8 protein-coding genes are annotated in these 16101 nt (G+C 35.8%); 1 reads left to right on the top strand and 7 read right to left on the bottom strand.

Annotated elements, in window-relative coordinates:
• From QT74_RS07320 to QT74_RS08565, 7 genes are all read right to left on the bottom strand, one after another.
• Nucleotides 1-869, bottom strand: an 869-nt coding sequence (locus QT74_RS07320; protein ID WP_033765781.1) for a type IV secretion system protein, incomplete at its 3' end; no start/stop codon positions are given.
• A 1-nt stretch (nucleotide 870) separates the two neighbouring features.
• Entirely contained in the window at nucleotides 871-1149 is a 279-nt protein-coding gene (locus QT74_RS07315; protein WP_000477180.1) for a hypothetical protein, read from the bottom strand.
• A 51-nt stretch (nucleotides 1150-1200) separates the two neighbouring features.
• Nucleotides 1201-2601, bottom strand: coding sequence for a hypothetical protein (locus QT74_RS07310; protein ID WP_033765780.1), 1401 nt, complete (start codon nucleotides 2599-2601; stop codon nucleotides 1201-1203).
• 3 nt (nucleotides 2602-2604) lie between these two features.
• Nucleotides 2605-4779, bottom strand: coding sequence for a hypothetical protein (locus tag QT74_RS07305; protein WP_033765783.1), 2175 nt, complete (start codon nucleotides 4777-4779; stop codon nucleotides 2605-2607).
• Nucleotides 4780-4913: 134 nt separating this feature from the next.
• Complete coding sequence (locus tag QT74_RS07300; RefSeq protein ID WP_033765778.1) at nucleotides 4914-6299, bottom strand: hypothetical protein; 1386 nt, start codon at nucleotides 6297-6299, stop codon at nucleotides 4914-4916.
• Nucleotides 6300-6305: 6 nt separating this feature from the next.
• Nucleotides 6306-7322 carry an ArdC-like ssDNA-binding domain-containing protein gene (locus QT74_RS07295; protein ID WP_033765776.1) on the bottom strand — a complete coding sequence of 339 codons (1017 nt, stop codon included), beginning with the start codon at nucleotides 7320-7322 and terminating at the stop codon, nucleotides 6306-6308.
• Nucleotides 7315-7461: a hypothetical protein gene (locus QT74_RS08565; protein ID WP_187837103.1), complete on the bottom strand. Its 147-nt coding sequence runs from the start codon at nucleotides 7459-7461 to the stop codon at nucleotides 7315-7317. Before QT74_RS08565 ends, QT74_RS07295 begins: the two co-directional genes overlap by 8 nt.
• A gap of 163 nt (nucleotides 7462-7624) precedes the next feature.
• Here QT74_RS08565 and QT74_RS07290 point away from each other — a divergent pair, with 163 nt between their 5' ends.
• A complete protein-coding gene (locus QT74_RS07290) occupies nucleotides 7625-16018 on the top strand; it encodes an SNF2-related protein (protein WP_033765774.1) in 8394 nt (2797 codons plus the stop codon).
• Nucleotides 16019-16101 lie beyond the last annotated feature (83 nt).

The following is a 16101-nucleotide window of genomic DNA, read 5'->3' as shown; positions in this document are numbered from 1 at the left end:
TTGAATAACACTAATAGCAACAATAAAGGCATGTAAAAAGTCAATGAAATAATCTTTTTCACATAAGACACTAAAAAACCTCTAGTCTGCTGAAAAAAACCTAGCGGTAACATAAAAATAACTAAAGACAAGTAAATAATTTTTTCTAAATAAGTCATGAAAACATAACAGAAAACTTTGAACAACAAAAACAATTCTAATCCTAAAATAACCAATAACAAAACAGCTGCAATAAGAGTTTTTGGGGATAGCCCATTATTAATTGTGAAGTCTTCATATAGCTTATTCAAACTACTTAAAATTTGTCTGACATGGAATGAAATATTAGCGTTAGTGATGCTGTGGCGTGCGTCTATCTTCTTATATTCTCCTGCACTATTTGTTTGATATTCCTTAATCACATTAGAAATCCCAGCATTTAGCAAATTAGCAGGTGCGTCAAAAATTTCTGTTACATGATTTTGAAAAGCAAAACTAGAGCGACCATCACCGCTACTAGAACCATCAGATTTAAAAGCGTAATGATACAAAGAAAGGTATCCCACAAATACAAAAAGCATTAAAAAGGTTTTGATTTCAAATAAATCATTGTTTTGATAGCGTTTAAAGGAATACAAAAGGATCAAAAGCACTCCTAAGACCATACCAAAAGGTTGGACAACATTGGCTAAAGGCTCGCCAATTCCCTTCAAGATCTTGTTAGAAAACGAAACAAAAAATCCAAGAATTTCGCTGTAAAGCCCATCTGCTTGCACAACTAAAGAATCTTGCTTATTGTAAAATAAATAAGCACCCATTCCTATGACAGCTAAAGCACCAAGCACTAAAGGATTAGAAAGAAATGGCAAGGCAAGTAGTGGAGCGGCCATGTTATTTGATCTCCAACATTCTTCTATTTCTTTCACCAGCAGCTATTCTCATAGCAGCCGAGCAATCCACTTTATCGCCTCCTTTTTCAAAGCATTCGCTATCCTTTTTTAAAGCTTCTTCTATATGGTTTTTATAATATTCTTCCCTTTCTTTCACTTGTGATAGATAATGAGCATGTTTCAAATCTTCTATTTTGTATTTTATAACATCCCAAAAAACCACCACTAAAAGCCCAAAAATCCCTAACAAAATCCATGAATTTAATCTGCTTTTAAACATACAAAATCCTTTGTGAAATATTTGACTAATTTTAACACAATAACCCTTATTTCAATACGGATTAAACGACTGAATATTATCAGAGCTTGGAACTTCATTATTGCTATTTGAATTCACGCCACTTGCCTTTCCTACACTACCATTAGGGAAACCATAAGCGTCCAATTTAGCCCTATAGACTTTTTCTATTTCTTGTTGTTTTTGTTTAAGATTTTCTTGATGCTCTTTGTTATCTTTTAGAGCGTCAGTAGGAATAATATCTTCAAAATAGCCCATTTGTTGCTTGAATGCATAGCTTTGCATTTGCGCCATTAAACCCAGTGTCTTATTCATGAAGCTTAAATTTTGAGCGATTTCTAAAGCAGTTTCTACGCTTAATTGCTGAAATCGGTGTTTGTAGTCATTGAACACTTTAGCGGCTGCTTCACCTTTTTTGCCAGCAATATCCCTACTATAATCTAAATTAAGCTCATCAAATTGCACTTTTAAGCGATTAACATTGAGCATATTAGGGATGCACTCGCTTTTGCCATTTCTGTTTTCTTTTTTGCAATAACCTTTTTTAACATTCTCATCGTTAAACCCAAAAGTTTTAACGCCCAGTTCATTATCCATTTGACTAAACGCTCTATCTTGGGAAGCTACAGCAAGCTGTTTGACTTTAGCATACACATTTGAAGCGATTTGTTTTTTCAATTCTTCTTTTTCAGCTATAAGTTTTTCATAAGCCGTATAGTCGTTATTGAGTAGAGCTAAAGTCATTTGGCTGTCTAATAATTGGATTTTTTTAGCCGCTTCTAAATTGCCTTTTTGAATGCAAATGTATTCTAATAAGGCTCTGCCTTTAAGTCCGGCTCCTAAATCGGTCGCTGTTCCTATTTGAGTGTTGCCTATGGCGTTAGCAAAATCCTTTAGAGCCTTTGTGTCAGCGTTTTCTTTGCCCTTGCTCGTGAAAAATTGGTGTAAGTTTTTCTCTGTAGGACTTGCGTCCTGACTGACATCCCAATTGAGTTCAGGGCATTTTTCAGAGATTCGTTTGGCTGCAATTTGATTGCGTATATCATAGTTTTGTGCATTTTCTTTGATCCTTTCAGCATTGGCTTGAACTTGTTTGGCAAAACTTTGGATTTTTTCTACATACTGCATGGGATTGGGGACGCTTAAAATACTGCCTGTTAGAAATTGATTGGTTTTATTCAAAACATCATTCACTTTGTTGATGGAATTAAGCGTCTGATTAGTCCTATCTAATGTGTCTTGAGCGAGCTTGATCCTTTCAGTGATAGTGGCTAAATGTTTAGCCCACTTGCTTTCATCCCATGCTCTTTTAGCACCATTCCAAGCGTTCTGCGTAGGGTTATCCACAATCATAGCCACAGCGTTTAAGTGGTTTAAAGCAACCGCCAACAACAAAATAAGGGATTTTTTTAAAAAAGTCTTCAACGCTTTCATGCCTTATCCTTGAAAGGGTCTATAAATCAGTCTTTGAGTGCAAGAAATTTTATTATCATGCCAACGATACCAATTTTTACCAATCTTTGTGTTTTCACTCCAAATGTTATATTGAGAGCAAAATCCTTCATTCTGATTGAGGTAGTAATTAGACCAATCAATATAGCCTTGCGATTGTTTAAGTTCATTATCCTTGTAATAGCCTTGATGGATTTCTACATACTTCAAATAATCATTGCTCAAATTCAATTCGTTTTTCAAAACGCTTTGAGTCCTGTTGATGGTGGTTTGAGTGGTGATAAGATTATAGGTTGTGGGGCTTTCATTATCTTGGGCTGGGCGTAAATAAGGTTGAGTGGTTTGAGTGGTAGTGGTTTTGTAAGTGGCGCTCCAATCGGTGATACTAGGATCAGTATGGAAATATTGCGGTTGGCAACGATTGACTCCATAAGGTTTTTGGCATTGTTCTCTCTCACCATAATTTTTTCTTTCTATCTTAAAATAATGGCTTGTAGTAATATCGCTTAAGACTTTAGAGCTGGACACACCCATTACATAAGGGCTAACAACCGCACCACTTTTAATCCCTGCTTCAAAATTGCAAGGCGTAACTTCTACCCATTCGCCATTAAGCTTGTTATAGCTTTTTAACATTGTAGGTCTTTTGGCTTCTAATTTAGCGTCATTGTATTCCCATTGACCGCATGCAAATTCTTGATATTGTGAGCTTAATTGGGTAGCAATCCCACGATTTAAAATCTGTTGTTTGTTAGGATTGTTTGGATCATTGTAATACTGATCTATTATGGGCGTTAAGGTTTGGGTTTTATCATTTTTTTCATACCTAACAATCCTGTCTTGCACCCTTGCATAATCGCTGCAAGGCACAGCGACATGGATTAGATTATCCATCCCACGAAACACGATTTCAGTTTGGAAGGTTTGAGTTTTCCCCATACCATAACCTTTATCGCTCGTGGTTTGTAAGGCGCATTTGCTGTCATCTTTGTAAAGTTGCATGGCGTATTGAGCGCCTTGCAAATCCACACAACCACCGATATTTTGCGTTTTGTTTTCTCTATCTACATAGTAGTATTGCGTTTGCTTGATAGCCTTACCGGCTTCAAAATCGTATCTATAAGCGCATTTAGTGTCATCTCTTAAAGCGTTCATAGAAATACAAGAACCATCTTTAGCGATAACATCTAGTTTCATCGTATTGTTGGGGCTTAATTCAGGAACTTTACAATACTGGCTGGAGTAATTGTTTTCTTGCGAGTTAGGATTAATGGCGCTATTAGAACTACTGCCATTAGTTGGGCTGTTATTAGGATTATTGGAATTGTTTGTGCCACCATTACCAAAAGGAATAGGGAAAAAACCCCCATTCCCTAATCCCCCACCACTTGAGCTATTATTATTAAAATTGTCATACCCTCCTGTGTTGTTGTTAGTAGAGCCATGATTAGTGAAATTGTTCTCATAACCCCCTACAGAGCCACCGCTTGAAGAGTTAGATCCATTCACTCCGTCCACCCCTAACACGCCATCTGTATCAATACCACTGCCCACGGCATTATTATTTGAATTATTTCCATTACTCCCACTGCTCCCATTTATCCCATCGTTGCCATTTACCCCATAGCCATTACTCCCATTTGCACCATCTTTACTATTGGTAGCGTTATCATTGGAGCTGTTAGGGTTGCTAAAAGGCGTGTTAGCATACATAGGGTCATTGGTAGCGTTGGTTTGAGCGGTGTTTTCTAGCTTTTGGTATTCTTCTTTACTAATGCCTAAAATCTTAGCCACTTCTTCAGCATTCTCGCCTTTTAAAACAAGGAGAGTGGATTTTTTAATCTTGGCGTTAGGAGGTATTTTTAAACTGGTTTTAGCGGAGCTAGTCAAAGGAAACGATTGATTGTCTCTTAAAAGACTGGTGATTTCTATATCTATGCTGTTAGTTGCGTTGTTTCTAAAATAAAACCCATGAGCTTCTACTTTAAACACTCTCTTGCCTAACACCACCCTGCTTTCTATCGCTCCATTAGGCAAATTAGCGTCAATTTCTTTAGTGGTGATAATGCTTAAAGCATAAGCTGGACTAAATAAACCTAATAAAAACGCTCCTAGAATAAAGCAGAAAAATAAAAAATGGTTATATGAACAAGTTTTCATTTGTTTTTGCTCCTTTATTTCAATTCCACTAAAAACTTTAAACGCTTGATCAACTTGCACCATCAAGCGTAAATCACGCCATTTGACATTGTTTGAAAAAGCTTTTGTTGGGGGATTTTTGTGTTGATTTTTCATCAGCGCTCCATTCCAACATTTTTGGATTTAGTTTTTTTTGAATACAAATAAACACTACGCTCACTAGCATTACCGGTAGCGACTTTATAGGGAGTTTTGTTGTTGTAAGCTTCGCTAAATTTTTTGCCAACATAATTGCCATTAGCGTCCATTTGATTTTCAAACATGTCCGCTACAAGCTTGTTGTAGTCGGTATTTGAAGTTAGATCCAAATTTGAAAGCGAATGATTTTGTTTAGAGTTATTGGTTTTATTGTTAAGCTCTTTTACATTATTTTGTCCTACATTATTTTGAGTGGTGCTGTTTTCATTAAAATGAGATAATTTAGAATTATTTTGTGTTAATTCTTCACTCATAGAGGCGTTTTCTTTGCTTGCTTCTTTGCTTCCAAACTCCCATGATTTGAAAGTTCTTGCATCTATTTCATTGTTTTCTAAAGCGGTGTTTAAAGCTTGTTCTTCGTTTGCATTTAAAGGCTGTAGTATTTCTTTTTCTTTTTTAGGGATTTTAAGTTTTTCAGCAATATTTTCATTGAGAATACCCAATGAATGATTATAAGTTCTAATTAAAAAGCTTTCTGTTTTATTGATGGGCAAGTGTGCGACATTTTTTCTAATGGCATACTCAGTGGTCTTATTGATATTTTTATTGTGCAAAACCGCTTCTATTAGGCATTCTTGTAAAAATTCCTTATGACTAGGCATTAGATTGCTTTTTTTGTTGTTGATTATCAATAAAAGCACTTGTATTTCTTCATTAGTCATGCCGTTTTTAGCTCTTTCTTTTAGAAATTTTTTAAATTCCTTATCGCTAAATCGCTTGTTAGAGCCTTTTTCTTTTTCATTAAAATGATTTTTAGCTTCTTCAACGCGACTTCTTAAAACACTAACGCCTAAAGAGTGGTTAAAACCCAGTGTTTCTTTTTCCTTGCTTTCCAGTTCTTCTTCTTTTGAAGTTTCTTTTTTGTCAAGGGGAACAAGTTTGCCGTTTTCCTTATTATCTTCATTGTTTTGCAATCCGCTTTCTCTTTTTTGATCTCTAATAAGAGCAATCTCTTGTTTTTCTAAGTTTTCTAAAGATCCAGTGAATGCATCTAATAATTCACTTGAATTTTCATCATTGTCAAGGCTGGGATCATAATCTCTATTGGTCTGATAAAATTCTAGTTGCTCTTTAAAAGAGAGGCTGTTTAACTCTTGCATGAATTCTTTGACCAACTCGTTATCTTGAGCTTTAATCATCTCATTTTTATCCTTAGCGAAAGCCAAATCTTTCATAAAGGCTTTCATCATGTCTTTAGACTTATCATTAGAACCAAACATCTCATACCAATACAGAAAAATGCTTTTAAGGTCTTTGAGGTTTTTTCTTGCTTTGTCTATCATGATAAGTTACCTTTCAATACCGCTAGAATCTTTATTTTTCTTTTGATAATAGCTTTGAGATTGAGAGCGTGTTTGGGTTTGTTGCTTTGTTTCATTTGCTAATTGATTGTATTTTTCATTTTTAAGCAGAGTGTAGCTACGCATCTTTTCTAGTAAAGCTTCATTTCTATTATCTAGAGACAAATCTTTATGTAAATCTTCGTAAATAATGTTTGTATTGTCTCTTTTTTCTTGCGAATAATCTTTTTGATGGAAGAGCCTAGTCTTATAGGCATAGTTTAAGAGCTTGTCCAAGTTTAAAGGTTTGATTTTTTCCTTGTTAATGCTTGGAAACATTTCTACATTATAAACAAACTTGAATTGTGCTTGAGACTCAATGTCTCTGTAGGCAGGTTTGAACACCTTTTGGCCATTTTCAATGACAGGAAACTGCTTGTGTTTAGGTTTTTTAGTGTTTTTATCAATCACTAATTCGCCATTATTATCCACTAAAGGCACAAGCTCTTTGTTTTTGATAAACATCAAACGAACAGGCGAGATTTCTTTATTTTGAGTGGCTTTAAAAATCGCATCTCTTTCTTCTTTGCTCGCTCCAAGCATTTTAGCTTCCTCTAAACTCACCCATGCATTACTTTTAAACCCCAAGCGGTTCTTTTCCATATCTAAAAGCATGTCGTTAAGATTGCAATAAGGTTCGCCGTTTAAAGCGTTATGTCCTCTTTCTTTGTTAGCCACTATTTCAGGCTTGTCCCAAAAAGGCGAGTTTTTTTCTTTCAAACCTTGAATAATCCTTGTTTTAAGATAATTGATTTGACCGGATTTAGCTTTAAGTAAAGCTTCTTTGCTTTCTGAATTATCTGGTTGATTGGGTGTTTTTTGTGCCTTATTTTCTTCTGAATTGTGTGAATAGTTTGAATTTTGTGGTGGCTCTTGCTTAAGTTCTCCCCTTTCTAATAAGATGTTTTGCAAATAATCAATCATGCTATTGATTTGTGCATCGCTTAAGTTGTTAAGATTATTCACCTTCTTCTCCTTGTGGGTTAGATTTTGCAAAATCTCTTTGAGCGATGTATTCTTCGTGTTGGGTTTCTACGCTCAATTCATCGCAAAACCCAGCTTCATAGAAAGCGTCTTGCTCTAATGTGTTTTCATTTTCTTGCATAATAGCTCCTTAAAAATATTGATGAGAAAAAACTTGCCATAAGTAAGGTAAATGAAAAAAGGCACATGGATTTTAAAAAATGCTCTAATTTTGAAAAAAATGTGCGTTTCTTTATTTCTCAAATTTGGTTTTACTTATTGAAACCTACTCCAAAGGACTACACATGCAAAAAAAGAAAGCTAAAAACCAACAACCGAATTTATTTAGCATCTTAGATAATGGCGATACTGCAACAAACAACCCTATTGAAGAATCAGACAAGGACAATGAAATACAAGATCCACTCCCTTATGTCGTGAAAACTCAAATCAATAAAGCAAGCATGATTTCTAGAGATCCTATTGAATGGGCAAAGTATTTAAGCTTTGAAAAACGAATATATAAGGATAATAGTAAAGAAGATGTCAATTTCTTTGCTAATGGTGAGATAAAAGAAAGTTCTCGTGTTTATGAAGCGAATAAGGAAGGGTTTGAAAGGCGCATCACTAAAAGATACGATCTGATTGATACCATAAGAAATAGAGAATTTTTCACAAGAGAAATTGAAATCCTAACCTACACAAACAGCTTAGAAGAATTGAAAGAGCAAGGTTTAGAAATCCAATTGACCCACCATAATGAAACGCATAAGAAAATCTTAGAAAATGGCAATGAAATCGTTAAAGAATACGACTATCTTAAAGATATTTACCAAGAAGTAGAAAGAACAAAAGATGGTGGATTGGTAAGAGAAATAATCTCCAGTATTTCTAGCGCTGAGTGTTTTAAGCTCTATAACAAACTGCCTTTTGAATCAATAAACAATGAAAATACCAAATTGAATACTAACGACAATGAAGAAGTTAAAAAACTAGAATTTGAATTAGCTAAAGAAGCACATGCTTTAATCCTAGAGCAACAATTGCTTTCAGCAACAAATTATTATTCTTGGATAGATAAAGATGATTATGCATCTTTTGCTTGGAAAATGCATAGGCTTATCAATGAAAATAAACTCAAAGAAAACCATCTCAGCGCAGATAACGCTAATAAGATTAAACAATTTTTCTTTAATAATGGTTTTATTTTAGGCTGGACTAAAGAAGAGATAAGCGCTATACAAGAAAACAGAGATTATTCTTTAAAAAGCGCTCTTTTAAGTTTGGAAGAAATCGCTCAAGCAAAAATTGAATTGCAAAAATACTATGAAAGCGTTTATCTTAATGGCGATGGGAATCAAAGAGACATCAAACCTTTTAAAGAAATCTTAAGAGACATCAACAATTTTGAAAAAGCTTACAAACAGCGTTATAACAAATTGGTAAGCTTGAATGCAGCAATCATTCAAGCTAAAGAGGGTAGTAATGAGCGGCAAAATTCTAACGCAAATAACAATAACACTATTAACAACACAATAGAGACTAATACTTCTAACAATATTATTAAAAATAATGATAATAATCATCTAAATTTAAGCATGGTTGATTTAGAATTAGAGCAACAAAATTTAGGAGAACCAAATGGAAAAGAAAGAACAAATCGTGCAGATGAGCCGAGCAGAGCTAGAGCAGGAATTCCGCAAGAAATTCACCGCAGAAGCGAACATGGAGGACAGCAAGAGAGAGTGGAGCGATCGAGTGATGAAGAATTTTCACACCAAGACCCTAGTTTATTTATTGAGCCTAGAGAGCAGAGAGAAACAAGAGGAATTTATAGATCTAGCGACCAACAGGCAGTTTCAGAAAAACCCCATAGAGAGCGAGATAGATTACATGAACATGTATCTAGAGGAGATGGAGTATCAGCAAGAACAGATAGCAATGGAGCATCAAGTCAAGCAAGCCGAATGGAAAATGGAGCAAGAAGCGAAGAAAAGAGGGATAATCCCAGCGATGAGAGAGGAGTATCACAGCCACCGCAATCCCAAGCTCATCAACAAAATAGCTCCAGAGATTTGGGGCTTTCTCTCTCTAGAGAACAGCCAGGACAGACTGGACGCTTACGCCTTTTTGATCATGGACAGATGGGTTCATTATTTCCCACAGACCATGAAAACCAAAGATCAAAGAACGATAATAAGCTTGATAAAAGCAGTGATAGAGCAAACGAAAATGGAGACAGAAGCCCTAGACAGAATGGAAGCGCAAATCAAGAGGGCGCAAGGGGTGAGCGATATGGAATTGCTCAAGGAAGCTCAAATCAATCAATATTACCACCTACTCAAAGCCAATTATATCCTGCAGGACTCAGCGCATCAAATGGACTTGGAAACCTTGAAAAAAACAGGGATCAAGAGAGAGGACTTTTATCAAATTTAGACAATTTAAAAGGCTTGCTTAACGCTATTCAAAACAACACCATAGCAAATGAGCCTAACTTTAGATCTAGGCTCTTAGAAGCCATTCAAAACAACGAGCCTTTAAAAGATAGTATTGTAGGGACACAACTCCTTAAAGACCCTACGACTAAAGTCTTTTATGACAAATTCCAATTAAAAATCAGCTCCACAAAAATCTTAGAGATTTTAGAAAATCGCATTCAAAAATCCATTGAAACAACGAATGAAACCTTAAACGCATTCAATGCACTGGATAGTCAAGCCATTGATAAAAACGCTATCTATAATAGCGTAGGATTAAAACCCACGCAAGAGAGTGAAATAACAGATAATAGCGTAGAGTTTAATAACGCTCAAAAGCAAGACACACAAGAAAACACGCAAACCACGCTAAAACAAGAAACGCAAGAGCAAGAAACACCAACCACGCCATCCATCGCCCTTAATCCTAAAATAGATTTTAAACCGAGCGAAGAAGTTTTAATTAAGGGAGCTAAAAACCGCTATAAGGCTAACATTAAAGCCATTGAACTCTTAAAAGAATTGCAAGCCAAACAAGAGATCTTAAAAGGCGATTATCACGCCACTCAAGAAGAGCAAGAAATCCTAGCGCAATTTAGCGGATGGGGTGGGTTAGAAAGCTACTTTAAAAAGGATCAACACCCTGAAGAATTTAAAGAATTAAACGCCTTACTCACTAAAGATGAATTTAGAAGAGCTTATTCAAGCACAAGAGACGCTTATTACACCCCTAAATTAGTTATTGATAGCATTTATCAGGCTTTAGATCAATTAGGGTTTAATAACGATAACCATCAAAAAGAAATCTTTGAACCCAGTTTAGGCACAGGTAAATTCATCGCTCATGCGCCAAGCGATAAGAATTACCGCTTTATTTGCACAGAATTAGATCCTATTAGCGCTAATATTTCTCAATTCCTTTACCCTAATCAAGTCATCCAAAACACCGCTTTAGAAAACCACCATTTTTATCAAGAATACGATGCGTTTGTGGGCAATCCTCCTTATGGCAATCATAAAATCTATAGCTTTTATGACAAAGAATTGAGTAACGAGAGCGTTCATAATTACTTTTTAGGGAAAGCTATCAAAGAATTGAAAGATGATGGCATAGGAGCGTTTGTGGTGAGTTCTTGGTTTATGGATGCTAAAAACCCTAAAATGAGGGAACACATTGCGCAAAACGCCACTTTTTTAGGAGCGATAAGATTGCCTAATAGCGTGTTTAAAGCAACAGGCACTGAAGTGACTAGCGACATTGTGTTTTTTAAAAAAGGCGTTGATAAAGCAACCAATCAAAGCTTCACTAAAGCTATGCCTTATTACGACAAGATCATTGATAACTTGGATGATGACACCCTTTTTGCCTTGCAAAACAACCGCTTTGATAGTTTTATTCCTAGCGATCAACTTAAGATTGTCAATGCGATTGCAAGCCATTTTGGTTTCCAACAAGAAAAATTGCAACGCTGGTATGAAAAAATAGACACCGCTAACTTTGGCTATAAAGAACAAGACTATAAGATCATCAAAGACTTCATTGATAAGGTTGGCGAGAATAATATCAATCTCAACGAACAAACCTTAAATGAATACTTTATCCACCACCCTGAAAACATTCTAGGGCATTTGAGTTTGGAAAAAACCCGCTATAGCTTTGAAATCAATGGCGAACAAATTTACAAATACGAGTTGCAAGCTTTAGAAGATAAAAGCTTAGATTTACCCCAAGCTCTCAATCAAGCGATAGAAAAATTGCCTAAAGATGTCTATCAATACCATAAGACTACCCTTAAAACAGACGCTCTCATCATTGATGCAAATAACGAACGCTATCAAGAAGTTCAAAAGCTTATCAAAAATTTAGAAAGGGGGGAATTAGTCAAGTGGGATAATCTCTACTACAAACTGGAGCAAGATAATGAAATAGGCATCTTTTTAAGACCCACTAAAATCAACTCTAAAGCCCAAGATTCACGACTAAAAGCCTATCTTAAAATCAAAGACGCTTTGAATGATTTAACGAGCGCGGAATTAAACCCCTTAAGCTCTGATTTAGAGCTAGAAAGTAAAAGAGCCAAGCTCAATCTTGTTTATGATGGATTTGTCAAGAAATTTGGCTATCTCAATGAGAATAAAAATCGCAAGGACATCAAACAAGATTTGTATGGCGCTAAAGTTTTAGGATTAGAAAAAGACTTTGAAAAAGAAATCACCCCTAGAAGCGCTAAAATGCAAAACATAGAGCCAAGGCAAGCTCAAGCTAAAAAAGCTCAAATCTTTTTTGAAAGGACTTTAAACCCTAAAAAAGAACTAATTATCACTAACGCTAAAGAGGCATTAATTGCAAGCGTCAATCAAAAAGGGTGTTTGGACTTGCATTTCATTAGAGATCATTTCACAACCCAAAGCTTAGAAACCACGATTAAAGAACTTTTAGAGCAAAAACTTATCTATAAAGACCACAAGGATGATGGCGACTACATTTTAGCGAACGATTATTTGAACGGCAATGTGAAAAGAAAGCTCAAAGAAGTTAAAGAGGCTATCAATCAAGGCGTGGAGGGCTTAGAGATTAATTTGAAAGATTTAGAGCTGATTATCCCTAAAGATTTGAAAGCCACTGAAATCATGGCTAATATCAACAGCCCTTGGATACCCACTCAGTATTTAGAAGAGTTTTTAATGGAATTGAGCGCTAACCATTATGAAAAGCAATACGGCGATAAAATGACAGATTACCAACTAGACAATCTCAAAGAAAATATCAAAGTAGAACACTTAAGCGGCGCTTATGAAGTTTTTGTTAGAAGCGATGAATTGAATGAACTTTATGGCATCAGGCATAAAGACAGAGCGCATTCTTATAAAGCGCCTTTTGAAAGCCTTTTGAATAAAGTCTTAAACAACAAGGATTTGAGCGTTAAATACGCCCAAGTTGATCCTAATGACCCTAAAAAAGAAATCTTTATCGCTGATGAAGAGCAAAGCAATCTCGCCAGACAAAAAGCAGAAGAATTGAAAGAAGCTTTTAAAGACTGGATTTACAAGGATTATACAAGAAGAACCCATTTAGAGCAAATCTATAATGACACTTTCAATAACTCTGTTTTAAAAACCTATGATGGCTCGCAATTAGAACTAGAGGGCTTTAACCACCATATCAGCTTGCGACCCCACCAAAAGAACGCTATTCTTAGAACCATCCAAGACAGGGCGGTGTGTTTAGACCATCAGGTTGGAGCAGGCAAGACTTTGTGCGCTATAGCCAGTTGCATGGAGCAAAAACGCATGGGATTAGTGAATAAAACCCTCATTGCCGTGCCTAACCATTTAACCAAGCAATGGGGCGATGAATTTTATAAGGCTTACCCTAACGCTAATGTGTTAGTTGTTGATAGCAAGGACATCACTGAAAAAGAAAGAGAGCTTTTATTCAATCAAATCGCTAACAACAATTATGACGCTGTGATTATCGCGCACACCCATTTGGAATTATTGTCTAACCCTAGAGAGATCATAGAAGAATTGAAAGAAGAAGAGCTAGTGAATGCCGAAAAAAACTTTGAAAGGCAAGAATTAGCTTATAAAAATAACCCTAGAGAAACTAAAAAGCCCAATGAAAGAGCCTTTAAAAACAAGTTGGATAAAATCCGCGCTCAATACGATGCGATTTTAGAAAAACAAGGCTCCCATATTGATATTAGTCAAATGGGGATTGATAATTTGATTGTGGATGAAGCCCACTTATTCAAAAATCTAGCCTTTGAAACTTCTATGGAAAAAATTGCAGGGCTTGGTAACCAACAAGGCTCTAATCGCGCTAGAGATTTGTTTATTAAAACGCGCTACTTGCATCAAAACGATAAGAAAATCATGTTTTTAACCGGCACGCCTATAGCTAATTCCCTAAGTGAAATGTATCACTTGCAACGCTATTTAACCCCTGATGCGCTCAAAGAAAGAGGTTTAGAATTCTTTGATGATTGGGCTAAGACTTATGGGGAAGTGGTGAATGATTTTGAGTTAGACACTTCCGCTCAAAGCTATAAAATGGTCAATCGCTTTTCTAAATTTAGCGATGTGCAAGGCTTAAGCACCATGTATAGAGCTTTTGCGGATATTGTCTCTAATGATGATATTTTAAAGCATAACCCTCACTTTGTGCCTAAAGTGTATGGGGATAAACCTATCAATGTGGTGGTGAAAAGAAGCGAAGAAGTGGCTCAATTTATTGGCGTGGTGGATGAAAATGGTAAGTATAATGAAGGATCTATCATTGATAGGATGCAAAAATGCGAGGGCAAGAAAAGCAAAAAAGGGCAAGACAATATCCTTTCTTGCACCACAGACGCTAGAAAAGTGGCTTTGGATTACCGCTTGATTGACCCTAACGCTAAAGTAGAAAAAGAATTTTCTAAAAGCTATGCTATGGCAAAAAATATCTATGAGAATTATTTAGAAACTCATGCCACTAAAGGCACACAACTTGGTTTCATAGGGCTATCCACACCCAAAACCCATAGCCAAAAAGTGAGTTTAGAAGCGTTAGATAACGCTCATGAAATAGAAAATAAAAATCCCCTAGATGAAGCTCAAGAACTTTTAGAGAGTTTGTCTAGCTATGATGAAAATGGCAATCTTATCGCTCCTAGCAAGAAAGAATTAGAGAACGAACTCAAAGAGAAAGAGGCTAGAAGCGTCAATTTAGATGAAGAGATAGCTAAAGGCTGTTCGTTTGATGTTTATAGCGATGTTTTAAGGCATTTAGTCCAAATGGGTATCCCACAAAATGAAATCGCTTTCATCCATGACGCTAAAACCGAAGAGCAAAAGCAGGATTTGTTCAAAAAGCTCAATCGTGGCAAAGTCAGGGTATTATTGGGCAGTCCTGCTAAAATGGGAGTAGGCACTAATGTGCAAGAAAGATTAGTCGCTATGCATGAATTAGATTGCCCATGGAGGCCTGATGAATTGTTGCAAATGGAGGGGCGTGGGATAAGACAAGGCAATATTTTGCACCAAAACGATCCTGAAAATTTTAGAATGAAAATCTATCGCTACGCCACTGAAAAGACTTATGATAGCCGTATGTGGCAAATCATAGAGACTAAATCTAAAGGCATAGAGCAATTTAGAAACGCGCACAAATTAGGCTTGAATGAATTAGAAGACTTTAATATGGGGAGTTCTAATGCAAGCGAGATGAAAGCAGAAGCGACAGGCAATCCCTTAATTATTGAAGAAGTCAAATTGAGGGCTGAAATCAAAAACGAAGAAGCAAAATACAAAGCTTTCAATAAAGAAAATTATTTCAATGAGGAGAATTTGAAAAACAACTCTTCTAAAATGGATTATCTCAAACAGGAATTGAAAGATTTAGAAACGCTTCAAAGCTCTGTAATGATCCCCACTCATACAGAGATCAAGCTCTATGATTTGAAAAATGAAGAGAGTAAGGATTATGAGCTTATCAAAGTTAAAGAAGTAAAGCCTTTAAAAGAAAACGCCTCTATGAGTGAAGAATTAACGCACAAAAAACTCAAAGAACAAAACAAGCAAATAGCCGAACAAAATAAAGAAAAACTAGACGCTATTAAAAAGCAATTTGCAAGCAATTTGAACGACTTGTTTTTCAATGAGGAAAGAGATTGTAAGCTTTTAGAATACAAGGGCTTTGTGGTGAATGCTTATAAAACTAAGTATCAAGTAGAGTTTAGTTTAAGCCCTAAAGACAATCCAAATATTGCCTATAGCCCTAGCAATATGGTTTATAAAAACGATACGGGAAACATGTTTAGCTCTTATAATTTCTGCGGTGAGATTAAATTTGATGGGTTTTTAAAGAGACTGGATAACGCTATCACTAAACTCCCTGAAAAAATCAAGGAATTAGAAAACTCCATTGAAACCACTCAAGAAAATATTGCTAAATACACCAGATTAGTGGAGCAAAAACCTTCTTACCCACGACTAGAATACTTGCAAACTTTAAAATGGGATCATAAAACTCTAATAGACGATTTAGCTAAAATGAGCAAAGACAGAGATTATAAGCCTGTGTTCAACCCTAAATCTAAAGAAGTCTTAGAGAAAATGAACGCTGAAAAAAGAGCGAGTTTAGTGGATGAGAGAGAAGAGGTAAAAGAGCAAGCCAACCAAGAAGAGCATAAGCCAATGAAAAAAGCGGCTAATGATGATTACGACATGGGGATGTGAGTTCCACTAATATTTTCAATAACATGTTTTTAAATAATGTTATTGAATTTGGCGTAATGCCTTTTAATATTCTTTTTTCTAAA

Origin of the sequence: Helicobacter pylori SA213A (genome assembly GCF_000476275.1) — a bacterium.
In the GTDB taxonomy this organism is placed as follows: Bacteria; Campylobacterota; Campylobacteria; order Campylobacterales; family Helicobacteraceae; genus Helicobacter; species Helicobacter pylori_CL.
This window is presented reverse-complemented; position numbering and strand designations above follow the sequence as displayed.